This window comes from Gordonia namibiensis NBRC 108229 (genome assembly GCF_000298235.1).
Taxonomy (GTDB): domain Bacteria; phylum Actinomycetota; class Actinomycetes; order Mycobacteriales; family Mycobacteriaceae; genus Gordonia; species Gordonia namibiensis.
Map to the genome: position 1 here is coordinate 22019 of NZ_BAHE01000024.1, position 22007 is coordinate 44025.

Sequence of the window (22007 nt, forward strand, 5' to 3'; positions counted from 1 at the left end):
GGGGACGTGATCGGCGTGGCCGCCCACGTCGTCCAGCGTGCGGCGATAACGTTCCAGACATCCCCGGCGGCGGCTCGCGGCCCAGAGCGGAAGGGACTCCCGGCACGTGGAGACAGTCGGCATCTATCTCGTCGTCATCTTCGGATGCGGCTTCCTGGCGCGACTGGTCCGGCTGCCGACGCTGGTCGGATATCTGGCGGCAGGCTTCATCCTGCACGCGCCGGGCATCGACGACCTGCCGATCATCGACACCCTCGCGGATCTGGGCGTGACGATCCTGCTGTTCACCATCGGTCTCAAACTCGACCTGCGGATGCTCTACCGGCGCGAGGTCTTCCTCACCACCGGACTCAATCTCGCGGTGCTCCTCGGCCTCACCACCGGCTTTCTCGGACTGCTGTCGACGCTCGGCGTGCAGATGCTGATGGGTGAGAGTTGGAAGACGCTCGCCCTTCTCGGTTTCGCACTGTCGTTCTCGAGCACCGTCTTCGTGGTCCAGGTCCTCGACGAGCGCTCGGAGTCCCACTCCCTCTACGGCCGAATCGCCATCGGCATCCTGGTTCTCCAGGACGTCGTCGCGGTCGTCTACCTCACCGCGATGAGTGGGGAACCGCCCAGTCCGTGGGCATTCGCACTGCTACTCCTCGTCCCCGGCGCGTACATCGTCCGTCGACTCTGGAACCGCCTCGGGCACGGCGAACTCCAGACTCTCTTCGGCGTCACCATGGCGCTCGTGCCGGGGTACTGGCTGTTCGAATCCGTCGGCATCAAAGGCGACTTCGGCGCGATGGTGATCGGCGTGCTGCTGGCCTCGCATCCGCGTGCCGGCGAGTTGTCCCGCACCCTGTTCGGACTCCGTGAACTGCTTCTGGTGGGCTTCTTCGTCTCGATCGGTCTCCACGTCACGCCGACCCTCGACACGGTGATCCTCGGCCTGGTCCTCGTGGTCCTCCTGCCGCTCGAGGCGGCGCTGTTCACCTTCGTGCTGGCCATGTTCGGCCTGCGCCGGCGCACCTCGATCCTGGCCGGTCTCGCGCTGGCGAACTTCTCCGAGTTCGGGCTCATCGTCATCTCCAACGGGGTGAGCAACGACCTGGTCGACGACGACTGGCTGGTGGTCACCTCCGTCGCGGTCGCCGCGAGCTTCGTGTTCTCGACCCTCGTCAACCGTCGCGGCTCCAACCTGGTGGCCCGGCTCTCGGCATACGTCCCGAGAACGGCGGCCGCGAGCGCCCATCCCGATGACGCGGCGATCGACCTGTCGCCCGCCCGTGCGGTCGTCTTCGGTCTCGGCCGGGTCGGCAGTTCGGTCTACAACCGTCTGGTCGACGAGTACGGGCTGGACGTCGTCGGCGTCGAGAACGACCCGCTCAAGGTGGCGAACCTGCGCGGGCGAGGATTTCGCGTGATCGAGGCGGACGCGACCGAGACGGGCTTCTGGGAACGGTGCGAAGGAGTCTCCGACCTCGACATCCTCGTGATGGCCATGCCGTTCCACGGGTCCAATCTGGTGGCCCTCGACCGGGTGGAGGAACGGGACTTCGACGGCACCATCGCCGTCGTCGCCCAGTACGACGACGAACGCGACGAACTGCTCGGCCGCGGCGCCGACGTCGCCTTCCACATCTACGAGGGCACCGGCGTCGGTCTGGCCGACGCCGCCGCCGAGGCCGCGGGACTCGACCGCTGAGACCTGACTACGAGGAGTGTTCCCAGAGGTCTTTCTGCATGTACACGCAGTCGATCCACTGGTCGGCCTTGAGGCCGATCGACCGCAGGCGCCCGACCTCGGTGAACCCGAACCGCGAGTGCAGGGCGATGGATCCCGCCCCACCGGTGGCCGCGATGACCGCGACGATCTGACGCACGTTGTCGCGGTTCGCGCGGTCGAGCATCCCGGCCATCAGTGCCGACCCGACACCGCGACCGCCGTAGCCCGGACGGACGTAGATCGAGTCCTCGGTGGACCGGTCGTACGCCGGCATCCCGCGGAACGTGCCGAGGTAGGCGTAACCGACGATCCGTTCGGTGCTCGTCTCGTCGAGTGTTCGTGCCACCACGAACGGCCGCCCGGCGCCGGTGATCGCCGCGTACTTGGCGTGCCACTGGTCGAGCGTGGGCGCGACGTAGTCGAAGGTCGCGACGGTGTTCTGCACGTAGTGCGCATAGATCTCGGCGACCGCCTCGAGATCGTCGATGGTGGCGTCGGACACCTGGACCCCGGCGGCGTCGACCACGGATTCGGGCTCGGTCATGCGGATGAGATTAGGCGAGCGTGGTCGCCCGACTCCACTGCTGTCATCGGGGCCCAATACAATCGAGCGAGTGTCGACGCCCCGTGCCCTGTCCGGTCTGGCCGCGCTCGCGTGTGCGGACAAATCCTTCCGCGAGGTGCACGAACGCCGTGCCGAACGTCGCCTCGACATCACCGCGCCCGACGCGGCCCGGCCGTTCCTCGTCTCCTGTCTGGCCGCCGGCTCCGACGCCCCGCTGCTGGTCGTCTCGGCCAACGGTCGTGAGGCCGACGACCTGACGGCCGAGCTGGCCGAACTTCTCGACGATCCCGATGCGGTGGCGCAGTTCCCCTCGTGGGAGACCCTTCCGCACGAGCGGCTGTCGCCGAGCGCGGACACCGTCGGCCAGCGCCTCGCGGTTCTGCACCGTCTCGCCAATCCCGGTGACAACCCGCTGCGAGTCGTGGTCACCACGGTCCGCTCGCTCGTACAGCCGATGGCCCCGGGCCTCGGCGAGGTCGCCACCGTCACCCTGCGCGAGGGCATCGAGGTCGACTTCGACGGTCTGCTCGCCCAGCTCGTCGAGATGGCGTACGAACGCGTGGACATGGTCGGACGTCGTGGCGAGTTCGCGGTCCGCGGCGGCATCCTCGACGTCTTCCCGACGACCGCCGACCATCCGGTCCGCGTCGAGTTCTGGGGCGACGAGATCACCGAGATCCGGGCGTTCTCGGTCGCCGATCAGCGCAGCCAGCCCGAGGTCGACGCCTCCGAGGTTCGCATCCACCCGGGTCGCGAACTGCTGCTGACAGAGAAGGTACGTACGCGCGCAAGCGATCTCGCGGCGGAGAACCCTGACGACACCGCCCTCAACGAGATGCTCGGCAAACTGGCCGAGGGCATTCCCGTGGAGGGGATGGAAGCACTCATCCCGGCGCTCGTGGACGGCGAGATGCAACTCCTCACCGAAGTCGTCCCCGACGGGACGCGGGTGCTCATCCTCGACCCCGAGAAGGTCCGGACCCGGGCCGCGGACCTGTCCAAGACCGGTGCGGAGTTCCTCGAGGCGTCCTGGTCGGCCGCGGCGATGGGTGCGAACGCACCGATCGACCCGCGATCGGGGACCGGCATCGACCTGCAGGCCAGCGCCTACCGCTCGCTCGGCGACGTGCGCGAGGCGACGCTTCAGGCCAAGCGACCCTGGTGGACGCTGTCACCGCTGTCCACCGGCAGCGGGAACGAACTCGAACTCGACCTCGCCCCCGGACCCGCGCCGCGCGGCGACGAGCGCGAGATCGCGGCCACCTTCGCCCAGCTGCGGGCCCACGTGTCCGACGGCAAGACCGCCGCCATCGTCGTCACCGGCAAGGGCACCGCCCAGCGCGTCGGCGAACGACTGTCCGAGGCCGAGGTCCCGTATGTCATCGCCGAGCCGGGGCATCGTCCCGAGCCGGGCGAGGTCGCGGTCTTCGGTGCCACGCTGCGTAACGGAATCGTCTGTGCCGATGCCGGACTCGTGGTGGTCACCGAGGCAGATCTCACCGGTACCCGCGTCGCGAACGTCCGAGACGGTCGCAAACTCCCGGCCAAGCGCCGCAACCAGGTCGACCCGCTGGCCCTGACCGCCGGCGACCTCGTCGTGCACGACCAGCACGGCATCGGCAAGTTCGTCGAGATGATCGAACGCACCGTCTCGGGTGCACGGCGCGAGTACCTGGTCCTCGAATATGCGTCGAGCAAACGCGGTCAGCCGGCCGACCGGTTGTACGTGCCGATGGACGCACTCGACCAGCTGTCCCGGTACGTCGGCGGCGAACAACCGTCGTTGTCCAAGCTCGGCGGGTCGGACTGGCAGAACACCAAGCGCAAGGCGCGCAAGGCCGTTCGCGAGATCGCCGGTGAGCTCGTGCAGCTCTACGCCGCGCGCCACGCCGCCCCGGGACACGCCTTCGGGCCGGACACCCCGTGGCAGCAGGAGATGGAAGACGCCTTCGACTTCACCGAGACGATCGATCAGCTGACCGTCATCGCCGAGGTCAAGGCCGATATGGAACGTCCGGTCCCGATGGACCGCGTCATCGTCGGCGATGTCGGCTACGGCAAGACCGAGATCGCCGTGCGCGCCGCGTTCAAGGCCGTGCAGGACGGCAAGCAGGTCGCCGTCCTCGTGCCGACGACCATTCTCGCGCAACAGCATCTGCAGACGTTCACCGAGCGGATGAGTGGTTTCCCGGTGCGGGTGCGCGGGCTGTCGCGCTTCACCGACCCCAAGGAATCCCGCGAGATCACCGAGGCCATGGCCAAGGGTGAGGTCGACATCGTCATCGGCACCCACCGCCTTCTGCAGACCGGTGTCACCTGGAAAGACCTCGGTCTCGTGATCGTCGACGAGGAACAGCGTTTCGGCGTCGAACACAAAGAGCACATCAAGTCGCTGCGTACGCACGTCGACGTGCTGACGATGTCGGCGACGCCGATCCCGCGCACCCTGGAGATGTCGATGGCCGGCATCCGCGAGATGTCGACGATCCTCACCCCGCCGGAGGAGCGCCACCCGGTGCTCACCTACGTCGGCGCCTACGCGCCGAAACAGGTCGCCGCCGCGATCCGCCGTGAGTTGCTCCGCGACGGCCAGGTGTTCTACGTGCACAACCGGGTCTCGACCATCGACAAGACGGCCAAGGACATCGCCGCGATGGTCCCCGAGGCGAGAGTCGTTGTCGCCCATGGCCAGATGGGTGAGGATCAGCTGGAGCGCACGGTCTCGGGATTCTGGAACCGCGAATACGACGTGCTCGTCTGTACGACCATCATCGAGACCGGTCTCGACATCTCCAACGCCAACACCCTCATCGTCGACCGCGCCGAGAACCTCGGTCTCTCACAGCTCCATCAGCTGCGCGGACGCGTCGGCCGTAGTCGCGAACGCGGTTACGCCTACCTGCTCTACAGTCCGGACCGGCCGCTGACCGAGACCGCCTACGACCGGCTTGCGACGATCGCCCAGAACAACGAGCTCGGCGCCGGTATGGCCGTGGCACTCAAGGATCTCGAATTGCGCGGCGCCGGAAACGTTCTCGGTGCCGAACAGTCCGGCCACGTCGCGGGCGTCGGTTTCGACCTCTACGTGCGGCTCGTCGGCGAGGCCGTCGAGGCGTATCGCGCTGCCGCCGACGGCAAACCCGTTGAGACCCAGGAGACCGGGGAAGTGCGGATCGACCTTCCGGTGGACGCGCACATCCCGGTCGAGTACGTCGACTCCGACCGTCTCCGTCTGGAGGCGTACCGCAAGCTGGCGTCGGCCACCGACGACGCCGCGGTCGACGCCGTGCTCGTCGAGCTCAACGACCGCTATGGTCCGCCGCCGGTCGAGACGACGCGTCTGGCGTCGATCGCCCGTCTGCGTCTGCGGTGCCGCGAACGCGGCATCACCGAGATCGGACTCGCCGGGCAGGGAGTCAAGATCTCGCCGCTGCCGCTCCTCGACAGCGAGCAGGTGCGTCTCCGCAGGCTCTACTCCTCGGCGACCTACCGCGCGACGACGTCGCTGGTCACGCTCCCGATCCCGCGGACCGGGGGAGTGGGATCGGCCCGTCTACGCGACGACGAGCTCATCGAGTACCTCACGACGTTCTTGACGCAGCTGAAGCCGGAGCCGAACGGCTGAACCGGTTGTCGGCGATGCGGGCGGGCGTCGACGGGTTCGGGGGTTAGGTTGATGGACAACAGGGGGGTCGAGAAAGGGCGTACGACGCATGACGGTGGTGCTGCTGGACCCGGCACGGCCCGACCTGATCCCCATCCGGGCCCGCGCGTGGCTCACGGGACCGGTGAAGGTCACCGAGGACGTGCCCGCCAGTCTCCTGTGGGAGTTCGACCATGTCGACGCGGTGTTCGACGAGGTGCTCGCTGAGACGCCCGTCGACTCCGTACTGGTGAGCACCGACGCCGATCACCCACTCGTCCGCGCCCGCCTCGCGCGCGGTGAGCAGGTCATCACCGCGGCGAAGGTCTCGGGGATGGCCCTGCTCGACTCCGTCGCCCTCATGGACACCTTGCGCCGCAACGGCCCGTGGGAGAGCACCCAGACCCATCACTCGCTGCGTCGCTACCTCCTCGAGGAGGTCTACGAGCTGCTCGACGCCATCGAGGCCGGCGACCAGATCGAGCTGAAGGAAGAGCTCGGCGACCTGTTGCTGCAGGTGCTCTTCCACGCGCGCATCGCCGCCGACGATCCCGAGGCGCCGTTCGACATCGACGACGTCGCCCGCAGCTTCAACTCCAAGGTGATGGGCCGTACCCCCGGCGTGCTGTCCGGTGCCCACGCCGACCTCGAGACCCAGATCCGCGAGTGGGAGGAACGCAAGGCCGCGGAGAAGAAGCGCGGCTCCGTCCTCGACGGCGTCGCGACGACGCAGCCGTCGCTGGCCCTGCTGCAGAAGATCCTCGAACGACTCACCGCCGCGTCGTATCCGGTGGACACCATCCCGGCCGAGACGTGGACCGTCACCGTCACGGCCGGCGACGACAGCATCGAGGCGCAGGCCCGGGACAAGGCCCTTGCCCTCATGGCGTCGGTCCGCGAGGCCGAGGGTCGCGCGAAAGAGCGTGGCATCGAACTGAATTCGCGCGAGGCCTGGGAGAGTGTGCTCGCGGACTGATGGTTTTCGCTCACCGAATCCGTTCCCGCTCACGTAAATTGGGTGAGCGCGAACGGATTTCGTGAGCGCCGCGCGTGGCGTACTACCGGGACGTCACTGCGGTGCGCATGACCCGCAGGGCCTCGGCCTCCTCGACGCCTCCGATGGCTCGCGTCAGGAACCCTTGCTGTGATGCGTTCTCGCTCATGCGCTCATCTCTACTCTGGTTCCGATGTCGGACGCGAGGGCGGCGTCGACGAGGAGGCGGGCGGTCACGAGATCCTGCAGGCCGATGCCCACGGAGTTGAACAGGGTGATGTCGTCGTCGCTGCGTCGGCCGAGTCGGGGATCGACGATCACGTCCCCCAACTCGACGGTGACGGCGTCCTCGGCCAGGTGTCCTTCGGAGACCGCGAGCAGGACGTCTCCCGACTTGGCCAGCGCGGTGGCGCGACCGTCGACGACGAGTCGGCCCGTGCCCATGCCGGGCCCGTCGATCTCACGGGTGTGCTCGACGGCGAGGGTGCCCGCCCCGACGAGGCCGAGGGTCGAACTCGTCGGTGCACCTCACCAAAAGCCGCCGACGGGGTGGGGCCTGAGGGCGGACCCGACTTCCCGCTTGCCGATTTTCTTCCCGCGGGCCGGTTTCCTTCCAGCGTGTCAGGTCTGGCCAGCGGGAAGGAGTTGTGCGGGCGGGAAGGAAACCCGCACGCGGGAACTCACTCGAAGAGCCGCTGCCCCCACCACTCGCCGGGCTGGAGGCCGGGCGGGATCGCGAAGTTCGCCGAGCCGTTGGGGATCAGGTACTCGGTCATGGCGTCCTGGCGGGACAGGACCTGCTGCATGGGCACGAACTGTTTGCCGGTGTCGCGGTTGAAGGCGATGAAGAACAGGCCGGCGTCGAGGTGGCCGAAACCGTCGGTGCCGTCGGTGAAGTTGTAGCCGCGGCGGAGGATTCGCACCCCGCCGAGGTTGTCCGGATGTGCCAGCCGGACATGGGCGTTGCGCGCGATGATCGGGGTGCCACCGGAGGTGATCGCGAAGTCGGGGTCGTCGAACTCGCCGGACTTGCCCAGTGGGGCGCCGGATCTCTTGGTGCGTCCGACGATCTGTTCCTGCTCGAAGAGGTTGGCGCGGTCCCACGGTTCGATGTCCATCCGGATCCGCCGGGCGACGAGGTAGGTGCCGCCGGTCATCCACTGCGCCCCCAGGGGATTGTCCTCCGGGGCAACCCAGACCCAGCGATCGAGGAGGTCGGTGTCCTCGGCGCGCAGGTTCGCGGTGCCGTCCTTGAAACCGAACAGGTTTCGAGGGGTGTCCTGGGACTGTGTCGTCGACGACGTGCGGCCGAACCCGAGTTGCGACCAGCGGATGGCCATGACGCCCACCGCCATCCGCGCGAGGTTGCGGATGGCGTGGACGGCGACCTGTGGGTCGTCGGCGCAGGCCTGCACGCAGATGTCCCCGTACGATTTCGAAGGATCGATCTTCTCCGCCGCGAACATCGGCAGATCGACGAGGGCTGGTGGGCGACGGTCGGCGAGACCGAAACGGTCGGGCCGGTCAGGGGCAGACGCGCTGGGGCCGAACAACCCCGGACCGAAGCCGATCGTCAGCGTGAGGTGGGCGGCACTCAGCCCCAACGCTTCTCCGGTGTCGCCGGGCGGGGTGTACTCACCGAGGCCGGTGGCGCCGTCGGGGACGGTCTCCTCACCGCGGGTCATGCGTTCGGCCGCGTCGGTCCAACGCTGCAGCACGGCGATGAGTTCGTCGCGGTTGTCGGTGACGACGTCGAAGCTCGCGAAATGGAGTCGATCCTGTGCGGCGGTGATGATTCCGGCCTGTCGTGGGCCTCGGAACTCGACGACGTGGTCGGCCGCCGGCGCCGGCGTGGTGGCACGGCCGACGGCCACCCCGCCCGCGGCGACGAGCAGACCGGCGCCGGTTCCGCCGAGGATCGCACGACGCGACAGACCACGTCGCTTCTTCGTGTGGCCTACGGGTTCGGTGGGCTGCGCGTCGTCGGGGCGGGGGGCCGGATCACTCATTGCTGCAGCACGATTCCCGGGACCTGGGACAGGGTGGCCGAGAGCGCATCGATCTGATTCGACAGTTCCTTGCGCTGCTCGGGGGTGACCTCGGTGTACGACACGTAGCCGTCACCGTCGCGGTAGGAGTTCACCGAGTCGCGCACCGTCGCGAACTGGGCGGTGATCTTGTCCATCAGCGCCGGGTTCTTGGCGGCGATGATCGGCTGCATCGTCGCGATCGCGGTCTCCGAGCCGTCGAGGTTGCCGGCGAAATCCCAGAGGTCGGTGTGCGAGTAGCGGTCTTCCTCACCGTCGACCTTGGTGGCGGCGACCTCGTCGATCAGCGCCTGCGGGCCCTTCACGAACGACAGTGTCTCGAAGTCGAAGTCGGGGGAGTTGACCTCGTCGCGCAGCTTCGTGACGTTGGCGAGCAGGCCGTCGGCGATCTCGGCGATGGCCTGCGGATTGTCGGTCTCCTTGGCGTTCGCGGCATCCGACGGCGTGATCTGGCCCGGTGCGTCGCCGATTTCGTCGGCCTGCGGCGGCCACAGGAACCGCTCGATGCGGTGGAATCCGGTGAACGGCTGGGTGCCGTCCTCGGTGTCGTCCCACCGCATGTCGATGGCGGGGTCGAGATCGGGGAAGGACTCGGCGACCGGTTCGATCCGTTCGTAAGGGGTACGCGCGAGACCGAATTGCGCACGCGCCGCGTCGAGATCGCCCTTCTTGACGCTGTCGACGAACGATGTCGTTTGGGCGTGCAGGGTGTTCAGCTGGTTGCGGACGTACTCGAGGTATTGCGCCTTGGCGGCCGTCACGTCGGCGGGGACGTCGGCCTTCTCCTTGCGCTCGCCGCCGACGTTGAGCTCGGTCCGGATGCCGGTGCCGACCATGCCGGGTTTGCAGGCCACCGTGTAGGTGCCGGGTTCGACGATCTCGACGGTCAGATTGCCGGAGAGTCCGGGCCCGATGTTCTCGACCTCGCCGAGGACGCGGTTGTTGTTCCCGTAGACGTAGAACTCGGTGACCTTGTCGCCGGAGTTGGTGACCGTGAAGTCCACGTTGCCGGTCGTCGCGTCGGTGGTCGCGAGATCACAGGCGTCGGCGGTCGAGGTCACGGCGATCGCGCCCTCGGAGTTGCTCTTCTCGGTACAGCCGGCGAGGAGCACGGGGGCGATCACCACCGCGGCCGCAGCTGCGGCCACCACGGGTCTACGAGTCACTGAGCATTCCTTTCGGGGGTGGGCTCCGCGGGTGCGGTGCTCTCGTCGGGGGTTGTGGTCTTCTGCGCGACGGCCCGATGGCTCGCGCGTTGGCGTCGGAAGAAGATCGTGGTCACGACGACGACGTAGACGATCCAGGCGATCACCTGAAGGACAGTCGGATCGGGTCGCACGTTGAAGATGCCGCCGAGGACGGTTCCGTACCAGGACGAGGCGTCGTAGGATCCGGAGACGTCGAAGGCGATGTTGTCGTGGCCGGGCAGCCAGCCCACCGTCTGCAGCGCGCGGACGCCGTAGGTGAGGATTCCGGCGGCGACGATGATCAGGAACAGGCCTGTGTAAGTGAAGAACACCGAGAGGTTCAGGCGGATGGCGCCGCGGTAGATCAGCACGGTCAACACGATCGCGGCAACGATTCCGACGACGAGGCCGAGCAGCGGCCACAATCCACCGGAGACGCTCTCGGCATACCCGACCATCAGCAGGGCGGTCTCGAAACCCTCACGGCCGACGGCCAGGAACGACAGACCCAGCACCGACGCACCACCGGCGAGGAGCGCCTTCGACATCCCGCTCTTGAGGTCTGCGGAGATGTGGGAGGAGGCCTCGCTCATCCACAGCACCATGAACGTCACGATCGCGACGGCCACCAGCGACGCGACGCCGGCGATCGTCTCGGCCGCGAGCGGCGTCATCGTCGAGGTGCCGAAGTGGATCACGAGGAACACCACGAGCGTCATCGCCACTGCCGCGGCCACGCCCGCCCAGATCCACTTCAGGGCGTCCCGGCGGTCGGTCTTGACGACGAAGGCGACGAGGACCATGACGACGATCCCGGTTTCGAGTCCTTCGCGGAGTCCGATGAGCGCGCTACCGAACATCTGCGTCCAGACCGACGGTCCGTCGGCGGCGGCCAGCACGTGTACGCCACTCGAGGCGAGTGCCGTGAGGTGATCCATTCAGTTCGTCCGTCTCTCGGCGCGGCCGGCGCCGATGGTTCTGTAAGGCTAGCCATACAGAGACTAGACCTCGGGCGGGAGGCTGCGTAGGGCACATCGCCCTAGCGGGGGCCTGCGCCGAACCCGACCCCGGATTCGGCGCACGGTGATTTCAACTCCTAGGTCACTGCCGTGCGCGGTATGTCGGGATCGCGGGCAGTTGTGACGACGGCGCGGGCGGCGACCTGCGTCATCATGGGGGCATGCCACGCGAGAACGTCATCCTGATCCACTGGCACGACCTGGGACGTCACCTGACGTGTTACGGCGCCGACGGTGTCGAGTCGCCGACCCTCGATCAGCTCGCCGCGGACGGCATCCGCTTCGACGACGCCCATGCCACCGCGCCGCTGTGCTCGCCGGCCCGCGGTTCGTTGTTCACCGGGCGCTACCCCCATTCCAACGGGCTCGTCGGTCTCGCGCACCACGGCTTCGAGTACCACGCCGACGTGCGGACGCTGCCGTCGCTGCTGGCCGACGCCGGGTACCGGTCGGCGCTGTTCGGGATGCAACACGAGAGCGCGGACCCGCAACGCCTCGGCTTCGACTCGGTCGACGTCTCCGACTCGCGATGCGACTACGTCGTCGAGCAGTCCCAGGACTGGCTCCGGCGCCACGCCGACGAGGATCGGCCCTTCTTCCTGACCGCGGGCTTCTTCGAGACCCATCGGCCGTATCCGGCCGACGAGTACAAGCCGTCCGACACCACCGGCATCGCCGTCCCGGGGTTCCTGCCCGACACCGACGACGTCCGCGACGACCTCGCGGGTCTGCACGGTTCGATCACCAAGGCCGACGCCGCGGTCGGTCGTCTGCTCGACACCGTCGCCGAACTGGGACTGGACTCCTCGACGTGGATCGTGTTCATCACCGACCACGGGCTGGCGTTCCCGCGGGCGAAGTCGACCCTGTACGCGGAGGGCACCGGCGTCGCGCTCATCATGCGACCGCCGACGCAGCGGCACATCGAGTCGCAGGTCTACGACGATCTGTTCTCCGGGGTCGACCTGACCCCGACGCTGCTGGACCTGCTGGGCGTCGACATCCCCGACGACGTGGACGGCGACTCCCACGCGTCGGCGCTCGTCGAATCGCTCGGCGAGCCGGCGGTACGCACCGAGGTCTTCACCGAGAAGACCTACCACGACGCCTTCGATCCGATCCGTGCCGTGCGCACCAAGGAGTACAGCTACATCGAGAACTTCGCGGCCCGGCCGGCGCTCCTGCTGCCACTCGACATAGCCGACAGCCTGTCCGCGCGATCGCTGGATTCCGAAGCGATCCAACAGGACCGGCCGCGGATCGAGCTCTACGACCTGAGTTCCGATCCGTATGAGCGCAACAATGTCGCCGACGACCCGTCGTATGCAGAGGTCCGCGCGACGCTCGCCGCGACGCTGTCTGCATGGCGCAGCGAGACCGGTGACGAGCTACCCGACGAGGCCACCGGCACGGCCATCGCGGAACGCTTCATGGAGGCCTTCCACGCCAAGGCGGCGCAGGTCGAACCCCAGGAGGAGGCGCTGCCGTCCCGTCGTCCGCAGGGGTCCAAACGCGAGTTGGCCGGGGAGATCACCTCCGGGGGCCGCTGAACCGAAACCGGCGCCGGCCGGGGACACTCACGACCGGTGTCCGGTGTCAAGAGTTTTCGCCTCGCTGCGCCTAAAAACCCAGGTTGCGAGGGGTTTTCGGATCTATAGACTCTGCTGCATGTCAGCAACGCCCGCTGCGGGGCCGTCGAACTACCTCGTCTGCGCGAGCCAGCGCAGCGGCAGCACACTGCTCGTCGAGTCCCTGTCGGCGACCGGCGTCGCAGGCACGCCGGAGGAGTTCTTCCAGTACTTCGCCTCCTCGTCGCAATCGCCTCAGCCGCGTGAGTGGTTCGCCGGCGTCACCGACCCGACGATCCTGGAACTCCTGGATCCGATCGATCCCGGCACCGTCGACACCCGCGACGCCGAGACCTGGCGTGCCGACATCTTGGCGGCCGGTCGCAGCGCCAACGGGGTGTGGGGCGGCAAGCTCATGTGGAATCAGACACCGCTGCTCATCGCCCGCGGTCGTGTGGGTTCGGGATCGTTGCGGACCGCGATCCGGTGGATCTTCGACGGCGCCGACCCGGTATACGTGCACGTGTATCGCGATGACGTGGTGCCGCAGGCGGTTTCGATGTGGCGCGCGGTGCAGACCCGGGTGTGGCGCAACGACGGTTCCGACGGCGAGGACGAGGACGCGGCGGTGTATCACGCCGAGGGCATCGCGCATCTCGCCGGCATCCTGATCGAACAGGAACGGCAGTGGCGCAACTGGTTCGCCGCCGAGGGGATCGAGCCGCTCGACATCGAGTTCCGCGATCTGGTGAACGATCCCACCAAGGCGGCTGCGCGGGTGCTCGAGAAGATCGGCCAGGATCCGGCGCTGGCGCCGCCGCCACCGCTCAAACCACAGTCGAACTCGCGGTCCAAGGAATGGGCTCAGCGTTACCGAGAAGACGCCGAACGGAACGGATACCCGCTGTGACCACAGCTCCACAGACCGCAGCCCCGCAGGCTGCAGCCCCCCAGACGACCGACGACATCGATCACGTCACCGCGATCAGGGTCCTGGAGGCTGAATCGGTGCACATCATCCGCGAGGTGGTGGCCGAACTCGAACGCCCGGTGCTCCTGTTCTCCGGCGGCAAGGACTCGATCGTGCTGCTCCGCCTGGCGGAGAAGGCTTTCCGTCCGGCACCCTTGCCCTTCCCAATCATGCACGTCGACACCGGGCACAATTTCGGCGAGGTCATCGAGTTCCGTGATCGACGCGTCGCGCCCACCGCCGACAACCCCGACGGCATCGAACTGATCGTCGCCTCGGTCCAGGAGTCCATCGACTCCGGGCGCGTCGCGGAGTCCACCGATCCCTCGGGGTCGCGCAACCGGCTGCAGACCCGCACGCTGCTCGACGCACTCGAAAAGGGTGGTTTCGACGCGGCTTTCGGCGGTGCCCGCCGCGACGAGGAACGCGCCCGGGCCAAAGAACGGATCTTCAGCTTCCGTGACGAGTTCGGGCAGTGGGACCCGCGTGCGCAGCGTCCCGAACCGTGGTCGCTGTACAACGGGCGCATCCGCCGCGGAGAGTCCGTCCGCGTGTTCCCGTTGTCGAACTGGACCGAGACCGACATCTGGCGCTACATCGAACTCGAGAACCTCGAACTGCCGTCGATCTACTTCGCCGGCGAGCGTGAGGTCTTCGAACGGGACGGCATCCTGTTGTCGGTCTCGGAGTTCTCGCAGCCCCGGGACGGGGAAGAGGTGACCACCGAGTGGGTGCGCTATCGCACGGTCGGGGACCTGACGATCACCGGTGCGGTCCGCTCGAGGGCAACCACGATCCCCGAGATCATCGCCGAGATCAGCGAGGCGACGGTCTCCGAGCGCGGTGAGACCCGCGCCGACGACCGCACGTCGAGCGCTGCCATGGAAGACCGCAAGCGCGAAGGGTATTTCTGATGACCACCACCTCTCCGCAGACGGTCGACCCCAGCGATCCGACCGTCGGCGCGACAAGGCAATTCCTCCGCATCGCGACCGCGGGCAGCGTCGACGACGGCAAGTCCACGCTGATCGGTCGCATCCTGCACGACACCGGCAGCCTGCCCACCGACCACCTCGAAGCGGTCACCGACGGGGACGGCGACGTCGACCTCGCGGCGCTCTCCGACGGCCTGCGCGCCGAGCGTGAACAGGGCATCACCATCGACGTCGCGTACCGCTTCTTCTCCACGCCCACACGCAGTTACGTCCTGGCCGACACCCCCGGACACGAGCGCTACACCCGCAACATGTTCACCGGGGCCTCGAACGCCCACGTGGCGGTGCTGCTGGTCGACGCCCGCCACGGCTTGCTCCGGCAGACCCGACGCCATGCGCGCATCGCGACCCTCGTCGGTGTTCCCCACGTGGTCGCGGCGATCAACAAGATCGACCTCGTCGACTTCTCGCAGCACCGGTTCGACGAGATCCGCGCCGACCTCGCCGAACTCGCGGTGCAACTCGGCATCGACGAGATCGTCGCCGTGCCGGTGGCCGCCAAGCACGGCGACAACGTGGTGCACCGCTCGACGAACACCCCGTGGTACGACGGCCCGACGCTCCTCGACTACCTCGAGACCGTCGAACTGCATGCGCCCGCACCGGTTACCGAGGAATTACGCCTGCCGATCCAGTGGGTGTCGCGGCCGAGTGAATCCCACCGGCGTACCTACACCGGACGACTCGCGTCGGGCACCCTGCAGGTGGGTGACGAGATCGTGGTGCTGCCGTCGGGCAGCAGGTCCTCGGTCACCGCCCTCGACACCCTCGACGAGACGAGAAAGGTTGCAGTAGCGCCACTCTCGGTCGCCATCCAGATCGCCGACGACATCGACATCGGTCGCGGAGACATCGTCGTCAGCGGAGCCGAGGGCGCGCACGTTCCGGTACTCGCCCGTGAGATCGACGCCCACGTGTGCTGGCTGTCGACGTCGCCGTTGCGCGCCGGCGATCGCGTCGCGCTCAAACACGGGCCCTCGACGGTGCGTGCCACCGTCCAGTCGCTCGAACGTCGCCTCGACCCCGACACCCTGATCGAACACGTGGGCCCGAGTGAGTTGGTGCTCAACGACATCGGGACGATCACGCTGCGGACGTCGTCGGTGGTGCCGGCCGATCCATACGACCAGAACCGCGACACCGGCGCCTTCATCCTCATCGACGAGGCGTCCAACGACACCGTCGGCGCGGGCACGATCCTGGAGCCGCGAGAGGTCGTGCCCGGCAAGGCGACCCGCAACGACATCAAGTGGCATCCGAGTTCGCTCGCGCGCGCCGAACGCTGGGCGCACACCGGTCAGCGCGGGGCGACGGTGTGGCTCACCGGCTTACCGGCATCGGGCAAGTCGACCGTCGCGGTGGCACTCGAACGCGCCATCGTCAGCCGCGGCCGTGTGGCCTACCTCCTCGACGGCGACAACATCCGGCACGGCATCTCCGACGACCTCGGGTTCTCGGCCGGCGACCGCGCGGAGAACATCCGCCGTGTCGGCCATGTCGCGCGACTCTTCGCCGATGCCGGGGTCATCTCGATCGCGTCGATGGTGTCGCCGCTGCGGTCGGATCGGGAGATCGCACGGGAACTCCACCGCGCGGCGGACCTGGAGTTCATCGAGGTGCACATCTCGACCCCGGTCAGCGAATGCGAACGCCGCGACCCCAAGGGGTTGTACGAACGGGCGCGTCGCGGCGAACTGCGCGGCCTGACCGGCATCGACGCTCCCTACGAGAGCCCGGAGCAGCCGGATCTGCGGTTCGACACCACCGGTGCCGACATCGACCGGCTCGCCTCGCTGATCCTCGGTGCCCTGATGGATCGCGGCATCATGGACGGGTGAGTTGCTGTCACCCGCCCGGACACGCGGGATCCCACGCTGACGGGGGGAGCCGGCCGTCGGTGGGGGAGCGCGGACAGCACCGTGTGGCGACAGTCGACGTGCCCGCAGGGCGTTTCCGGATGGGCGATGCGCACGACGAGGGCTATCGCACCGACGGGGAGGTCCCGGTGCACGGCGTCGAACTCAGGGCGTTTTCGGTGGACGTCACGTCGGTGACGAATGCCGCCTTCACCGCCTTCGTCGAGGCGACCGGGTACGTCACCGACGCCGAACGGGCCGGTATTTCGGCGGTCTTCCACAGCTATGCCACCGCGCCCGGCGAGCCCGTTCCCGAGACCCCGTGGTGGCTCGCGACACCCGGTGCATCGTGGCGGCATCCCGGGGGACCGGGCAGCGACCTGACCGGCAAGGACACTCATCCCGTTGTGCATGTCAGCCACGACGACGCGCTCGCGTACTGCTCCTGGGCCGGCCGGCGGCTGCCCACCGAGGCGCAGTGGGAGTACGCCGCACGCGGTGGCCGCGACGGTGCGCGGTATCCCTGGGGCGACACGCGCCCGAGTCCGGAGGATCCGCGCTGCAACATCTTTCGCGGCGAGTTCCCCGACCGTCCGACCGGACACGTCGGCACCGTCGACGTGCGCACCTTCGAACCCAACGGATACGGCCTCTACCAGTGCGTGGGCAACGTGTGGGAGTGGTGCGCCGACCGGTTCAGCGCGCGGTACTACCGGACCTCCGCCACCGTCGACCCCACCGGACCGACCCGGGGCACCCTGCGCGTCCTCCGCGGTGGCAGCCATCTCTGTCACGACTCGTACTGCAACCGCTACCGCGTCGCGGCGAGATCGTCGAACACCCCGAACTCGACGACGAGCAATATCGGATTCCGCACGGTGGGCGACGCCGCGTCGGAGGGCTGACGGGGCGTCGGGAACCGAAGCCGGCCGCCGACAGTTGTCCCCTGTGACCGGGTCGCTGTGTGTTGCGGAGGAGAGCATGCGGCGACATGTGCGATCGTGGTCGCTCGGACGGGCGTCGGCTCGCCGGGAGATCCGAGACAGGAGTGGAACGGGGAATGCGTGTGTTGGGCCGGGGGCGGAACCGTCGCTCGTGGAGGAACGGGCTGGTCGCGGGCGGGGTGGCGATCGCCTCATCGGTGTTGCTCTCCGCGTGCATCGATCTCCCGTCGCTGAACAGGCCCGACATCCCCGAGGGCATCCCGCCCGGCGCGGGTGTGCCGCAGCCCTACATCGACATCAACGCGCCCGGCCGCACCGCCGACAAGATGCACGCGTGGGCCGAACCCATCTCGGAGTCGACCGGCATCCCCATCGTGTCCCTGCAGGCCTACGGCAACGCCGCGGAGATCCAGCGGCAGCAGCACCCCGAATGCGGCATCGCGTGGACGACACTGGCCGGCATCGCGGGCGTCGAGAGCAAGCACGGGCGCTACCGGGGCTCGAGCGTGGCCGAGAACGGCGACGTGAGCCCGCCGATCCGCGGCGCGCAGCTCGACGGCACCAAGGGCAACATGGAGATCCGCGACACCGACGGGGGCAGCCTCGACGGTGACCCCACCCACGATCGCGCGATGGGCCCCTTCCAGTTCATCCCGGAGACGTGGAAGCGCTACGGCGTGGACGCCAACGGCGACGGCGTCCCCGACCCGGACAACATCGACGACGCGGCGCTGTCCGCCGCCCGCTACCTGTGCGTCTCGTCGGGCAACGACATGACCGTCGCCGAGGGCTGGGAGAAGGCGGTCCGCACGTACAACAACTCGATGGCCTATGTCCTCGACGTGCGCGATCACGCCAACGCCTACTCGATCAACGTCCGTTTCTGAGCCCGGGGCCGGGCGGCTGCAGCCGTACCACGAGACCTTGTCTCGTGGACCGTGGATGCAGCCACTACTCTTTGACCTACCGACCGGCATCACAGCCGGCACGTCCACCGAGATTGGGGTTCAGCCGTGGCAATCATCGAGCAGGTAGGTGCGCGCGAGATTCTCGATTCGCGGGGAAACCCGACGGTCGAGGTCGAGGTCGTCCTGGACGACGGCACCTTCACCCGCGCCGCCGTTCCGTCGGGCGCTTCCACCGGCGAACACGAGGCCGTCGAGCTCCGTGACGGCGGCGAGCGGTACCTGGGCAAGGGCGTCACCAAGGCCGTCGAGGGCGTCCTCGGCGAGCTGGCACCCGCGGTGATCGGCATCGAGGCCGAGGAACAGCGTCTCGTCGACCAGGCACTGCTGGACTGCGACGGCACCCCCGACAAGAGCCGCATCGGCGCCAACGCACTGCTCGGTGTGTCGCTCGCGGTGGCCAAGGGCGCGGCCGAGTCGGCCGGTCTGCCCCTGTTCCGCTACATCGGCGGCCCCAACGCCCACATCCTGCCGGTCCCGATGATGAACATCATCAACGGCGGTGAGCACGCGGACAACGGCATCGACTTCCAGGAGTTCATGATCGCTCCGGTCGGTGCTCCCACCTTCAAGGAAGCCCTCCGCTGCGGTGCCGAGGTCTACCACGCGCTGAAGTCGGTGCTGCACAAGCAGGGCCTGAACACCGCGCTCGGCGATGAGGGCGGCTTCGCCCCCGACCTGCCGAACACCGAGGCCGCCATCGCCGTGATCGGCGAGGCCGTCGGCAAGGCCGGCTACAACTTCGGCCGTGACGTCGTCATCGCGCTCGACGCCGCGTCGACCGAGTTCTACTCCAACGGCGTCTACAAGCTCGAGGGCAAGGAGTTCGACGCCGACGCCATGGTGTCGTTCTACGAGAAGCTCATCAGCGACTACCCGATCGTGTCGATCGAGGACGGCCTGTCCGAGGACGACTGGACCGGTTGGGCCAAGCTGACCGAGTCGATCGGCGACAAGGTGCAGCTCGTCGGCGACGACCTGTTCGTCACCAACCCCGAGCGTCTCGAAGAGGGCATCTCGAAGGGCATCGCCAACGCACTGCTGGTCAAGGTGAACCAGATCGGCACGCTGACCGAGACCCTCGACGCCGTCGCCCTCGCGCACAACAACGGCTACAAGTCGATGATGAGCCACCGGTCCGGTGAGACCGAGGACACCACCATCGCCGACCTCGCCGTCGCCTGCAGCTGCGGCCAGATCAAGACCGGTGCGCCCGCACGTTCCGAGCGTGTCGCCAAGTACAACCAGCTGCTGCGCATCGAAGAGGGTCTCGGCGATGCGGCACGCTACGCGGGGGACCTCGCCTTCCCGCGTTTCTCGTTTGGTTCGTGATTAGCTGTCTTCATGGGTTCGGAGCGACGTCACCGCGGTGACGGGCGTCAGCGTGCGCGTGATCGGAAGGCCGATCCGCGCGCACGCGACGCCCGTCGCACGCGACGGCACGATCGGTCCGGACGTCCGGCTCGGCCTGTCGCGCCGGTCTCGGTCGTCGAGACCGGTGAACAGGAGCTGATCGGCGACGCCGCTGCGGACACCGCAGCCGAAGCCCAGGCGTCCGCGGCCGACACCGCCGCACCGTCGGCCGAGCGGGTGCGTCGCTCCCGGGCGAACGCGTCCCGGAACGGGATGCGGTCCGGACTGAGTGCTCGTCTGCGACGCTTCGAGATGACCCCGGGCACCGTGGCGACACTCGTCATCACGGTCGTCGTGGTCTGCGTCGTCGCCCTGACGCTGGCGATGCCGCTGCGGACGTACTTCAGTCAGCGGTCGGAGTTCCGGCAGCTGACCGCGTCGAACGAACAGCTGCGGCGCGAGGTCGCCGACTACCAGCAGAAGGTCAACGAGCAGAACGACCCCGCCTACATCGAGGCTCAGGCGCGGACGCGTCTGCAGTTCGTCAAGCCAGGAGAGATCCCGCTCGTGATGTTGTTCCCCGCCGACCAGGCCCGCCGTGAGGCCGCTGAACGTGCCGAGGAGCGCGCCCGCGCACCCTGGTACGGCAACCTCTGGGACACCCTGTCGACTCCGCCCGCCGCGCAGTGAGGTCAGTGACCGTGAGCGTGTCAGAAGAAGACCTCGCCACCGTCGCAGCGCAGCTGGGACGCGAGCCGCGGGGCGTCATCGAGATCAGCTATCGCACACCGGACGGCCAGCCGGCCGTCGTCAAGACCGCGCCGCGGCTGCCCGACGGCACGCCGTTCCCGACGCTGTACTACCTGACCGATCCGCGGCTCACCGCCGAGGCCAGCCGTCAGGAATCGGCGGGCGTCATGCGGGGGATGACCGCGCGGTTGTCGTCCGATCCGGAGCTCGCGGCCGCCTATCGTCGTGCCCACGAGGACTACCTCGCCGAGCGCGACGCCATCGAGTCGTTGGGCACCGACTTCACCGGCGGCGGCATGCCCGACCGGGTGAAGTGCCTGCACGTGCTCATCGCGCACTCGCTCGCCAAGGGGCCGGGTCTCAACCCGTTCGGCGACGAGGCGGTGGCACTTGCTGCCGCAAATGGCTTGCGGGGCACCGCGATCCCGGCCGACTGGCCCGACACACTCCCGCCGACGCAGACCGCCGGAGACGACGCGTGACGATCGTCGGCGCCGTCGACTGCGGAACCAACTCGATCCGTCTCCTCGTGGCCCGGGCCGGTGACGACGGCCGCCTCGTCGACCTGCATCGCGAGATGCGCGTCGTACGACTGGGTTACGGCGTCGACGCGACCGGACAGTTCGCCCCGGAATCGATCGAACGCACCCGGGTCGCGCTCGCCGACTACGTCACCACGATGGAATCGCTCGGCGTCGAGAAGGTCAGGATGGTGGCGACGTCGGCGACACGCGATGCGTCGAATCGCGACGAATTCTTCGCGATGACCGCCGACCTGCTGAGCTGCGTCTCCGACGGCGCCATCGCTGAGGTCATCTCGGGCGATGAGGAAGCGCGGCTGTCCTTCCGCGGAGCCGTCGGCGAATTGGACCCCGCCAGTGGGCCTTTCGTGGTCACCGACCTCGGGGGAGGCTCGACCGAGGTGGTGCTCGGCGACACCGATGGCGTCCACGCCGCGTACTCGGCGGACATCGGGTGCGTGCGTCTGACCGAACGCACCCTGCCATCCGATCCGCCGACAACCGAGGAGATCGCCGCCGCCCAGGTGTTCGCCGCCGAGCGACTCGCCGAGGCCTTCGCGCGGGTGCCCGTCGAGCCCGCACGGACGTGGGTCGGCGTCGCCGGGACGATGACGACGCTCGCCGCACTCGGCGCCGGATTGACCGAGTACGACTCGGAGAAGATCCACCTCTCCCGCATCTCGCTGGCCGACCTCGACCGCGTGTGCTGGGATCTCGTACACATGACCCGCGCCGACCGTGCTGCGCTGGGGCCGATGCACCCCGGTCGCGTCGATGTCATCGGCGGGGGATCGCTAGTCACGCTCGAACTGGCGAAGGTGCTGGCCGAACGGGCGGGCATCACCGAACTCGTCGTCAGCGAGCACGACATCCTCGACGGGATCGCACTCGGCATCCTGGACTGAAGGACCGGTCCCG

At 68.2% G+C, this 22007-nt stretch carries 18 protein-coding genes; 13 read left to right on the forward strand and 5 right to left on the reverse strand.

From position 1 onward, the window contains the following. The first annotated feature begins 106 nt into the window (after positions 1-106). A complete protein-coding gene (locus GONAM_RS14145; protein WP_006867436.1) occupies positions 107-1690 on the forward strand; it encodes a cation:proton antiporter domain-containing protein in 1584 nt (527 codons plus the stop codon). Between the two features lie 7 nt (positions 1691-1697). On the opposite strand, the gene GONAM_RS14150 is transcribed toward GONAM_RS14145, so the two are convergent. After that, a complete protein-coding gene (locus GONAM_RS14150) occupies positions 1698-2255 on the reverse strand; it encodes a GNAT family N-acetyltransferase (RefSeq protein ID WP_006867437.1) in 558 nt (185 codons plus the stop codon). Between the two features lie 70 nt (positions 2256-2325). Between GONAM_RS14150 and mfd the strand changes: the two genes are divergently transcribed. Then, positions 2326-5901, forward strand: a complete 3576-nt coding sequence (gene mfd, locus GONAM_RS14155; RefSeq protein WP_006867438.1) for a transcription-repair coupling factor — start codon at positions 2326-2328, stop codon at positions 5899-5901. 88 nt (positions 5902-5989) lie between these two features. After that, on the forward strand, positions 5990-6895 hold the full coding sequence (locus GONAM_RS14160) for a nucleoside triphosphate pyrophosphohydrolase (protein WP_006867439.1): 906 nt from the start codon (positions 5990-5992) through the stop codon (positions 6893-6895). 183 nt (positions 6896-7078) lie between these two features. On the opposite strand, the gene GONAM_RS14165 is transcribed toward GONAM_RS14160, so the two are convergent. The 4 genes from GONAM_RS14165 to efeU all read right to left on the reverse strand — a co-directional run bounded on the left by GONAM_RS14165 (position 7079) and on the right by efeU (position 11086). After that, the gene (locus tag GONAM_RS14165; RefSeq protein ID WP_006867440.1) at positions 7079-7357 is read right to left on the reverse strand and encodes an ornithine cyclodeaminase/mu-crystallin family protein; all 279 of its coding nucleotides are present in this window, start codon (positions 7355-7357) and stop codon (positions 7079-7081) included. A 236-nt stretch (positions 7358-7593) separates the two neighbouring features. Next, complete coding sequence (efeB, locus tag GONAM_RS14170; RefSeq protein WP_006867441.1) at positions 7594-8922, reverse strand: iron uptake transporter deferrochelatase/peroxidase subunit; 1329 nt, start codon at positions 8920-8922, stop codon at positions 7594-7596. Next, entirely contained in the window at positions 8919-10127 is a 1209-nt protein-coding gene (efeO, locus tag GONAM_RS14175) for an iron uptake system protein EfeO (protein WP_006867442.1), read from the reverse strand. Before efeO ends, efeB begins: the two co-directional genes overlap by 4 nt. Further along, positions 10124-11086 (reverse strand): iron uptake transporter permease EfeU, encoded by a 963-nt coding sequence (gene efeU / locus GONAM_RS14180; RefSeq protein ID WP_006867443.1) that lies wholly within the window; start codon positions 11084-11086, stop codon positions 10124-10126. The genes efeO and efeU overlap by 4 nt, the downstream gene beginning before the upstream one ends. A gap of 242 nt (positions 11087-11328) precedes the next feature. Here efeU and GONAM_RS14185 point away from each other — a divergent pair, with 242 nt between their 5' ends. The 10 genes from GONAM_RS14185 to GONAM_RS14230 all read left to right on the forward strand — a co-directional run bounded on the left by GONAM_RS14185 (position 11329) and on the right by GONAM_RS14230 (position 21994). Then, positions 11329-12717: a sulfatase family protein gene (locus tag GONAM_RS14185; protein WP_006867444.1), complete on the forward strand. Its 1389-nt coding sequence runs from the start codon at positions 11329-11331 to the stop codon at positions 12715-12717. 118 nt (positions 12718-12835) lie between these two features. Then, positions 12836-13645: a trehalose 2-sulfotransferase gene (gene stf0, locus GONAM_RS14190; protein WP_006867445.1), complete on the forward strand. Its 810-nt coding sequence runs from the start codon at positions 12836-12838 to the stop codon at positions 13643-13645. Beyond that, complete coding sequence (gene cysD, locus GONAM_RS14195; protein WP_051992573.1) at positions 13642-14619, forward strand: sulfate adenylyltransferase subunit CysD; 978 nt, start codon at positions 13642-13644, stop codon at positions 14617-14619. Before stf0 ends, cysD begins: the two co-directional genes overlap by 4 nt. After that, a complete protein-coding gene (gene cysC / locus GONAM_RS14200; protein ID WP_006867447.1) occupies positions 14619-16538 on the forward strand; it encodes an adenylyl-sulfate kinase in 1920 nt (639 codons plus the stop codon). The genes cysD and cysC overlap by 1 nt, the downstream gene beginning before the upstream one ends. After that, a complete protein-coding gene (locus tag GONAM_RS14205; protein ID WP_083876426.1) occupies positions 16535-17461 on the forward strand; it encodes a formylglycine-generating enzyme family protein in 927 nt (308 codons plus the stop codon). Before cysC ends, GONAM_RS14205 begins: the two co-directional genes overlap by 4 nt. Before the next feature lie 155 nt (positions 17462-17616). Then, positions 17617-18387: a lytic transglycosylase domain-containing protein gene (locus GONAM_RS14210; RefSeq protein ID WP_006867449.1), complete on the forward strand. Its 771-nt coding sequence runs from the start codon at positions 17617-17619 to the stop codon at positions 18385-18387. 126 nt (positions 18388-18513) lie between these two features. Next, a complete protein-coding gene (eno, locus tag GONAM_RS14215) occupies positions 18514-19797 on the forward strand; it encodes a phosphopyruvate hydratase (RefSeq protein ID WP_006867450.1) in 1284 nt (427 codons plus the stop codon). Positions 19798-19809: 12 nt separating this feature from the next. Next, positions 19810-20508 carry a septum formation initiator family protein gene (locus tag GONAM_RS14220; protein WP_006867451.1) on the forward strand — a complete coding sequence of 233 codons (699 nt, stop codon included), beginning with the start codon at positions 19810-19812 and terminating at the stop codon, positions 20506-20508. An 11-nt stretch (positions 20509-20519) separates the two neighbouring features. Then, the gene (locus tag GONAM_RS14225) at positions 20520-21050 is read left to right on the forward strand and encodes a DUF501 domain-containing protein (RefSeq protein WP_040536533.1); all 531 of its coding nucleotides are present in this window, start codon (positions 20520-20522) and stop codon (positions 21048-21050) included. After that, on the forward strand, positions 21047-21994 hold the full coding sequence (locus GONAM_RS14230; protein WP_006867453.1) for a Ppx/GppA phosphatase family protein: 948 nt from the start codon (positions 21047-21049) through the stop codon (positions 21992-21994). The genes GONAM_RS14225 and GONAM_RS14230 overlap by 4 nt, the downstream gene beginning before the upstream one ends. Positions 21995-22007 lie beyond the last annotated feature (13 nt).

Excerpts from the sequence above, each read along its gene's own strand:
- GONAM_RS14150 (WP_006867437.1), bottom strand. The coding sequence starts at position 2,255 with ATGACCGAGCCCGAATCCGTGGTCGACGCCGCCGGGGTCCAGGTGTCC.
- GONAM_RS14160 (WP_006867439.1), top strand. The coding sequence starts at position 5,990 with ATGACGGTGGTGCTGCTGGACCCGGCACGGCCCGACCTGATCCCCATC.
- GONAM_RS14165 (WP_006867440.1), bottom strand. The coding sequence starts at position 7,357 with ATGGGCACGGGCCGACTCGTCGTCGACGGTCGCGCCACCGCGCTGGCC.
- efeB (WP_006867441.1), bottom strand. The coding sequence starts at position 8,922 with ATGAGTGATCCGGCCCCCCGCCCCGACGACGCGCAGCCCACCGAACCC.
- efeU (WP_006867443.1), bottom strand. The coding sequence starts at position 11,086 with ATGGATCACCTCACGGCACTCGCCTCGAGTGGCGTACACGTGCTGGCC.
- GONAM_RS14185 (WP_006867444.1), top strand. The coding sequence starts at position 11,329 with ATGCCACGCGAGAACGTCATCCTGATCCACTGGCACGACCTGGGACGT.
- stf0 (WP_006867445.1), top strand. The coding sequence starts at position 12,836 with ATGTCAGCAACGCCCGCTGCGGGGCCGTCGAACTACCTCGTCTGCGCG.
- cysC (WP_006867447.1), top strand. The coding sequence starts at position 14,619 with ATGACCACCACCTCTCCGCAGACGGTCGACCCCAGCGATCCGACCGTC.
- GONAM_RS14210 (WP_006867449.1), top strand. The coding sequence starts at position 17,617 with ATGCGTGTGTTGGGCCGGGGGCGGAACCGTCGCTCGTGGAGGAACGGG.
- GONAM_RS14220 (WP_006867451.1), top strand. The coding sequence starts at position 19,810 with ATGGGTTCGGAGCGACGTCACCGCGGTGACGGGCGTCAGCGTGCGCGT.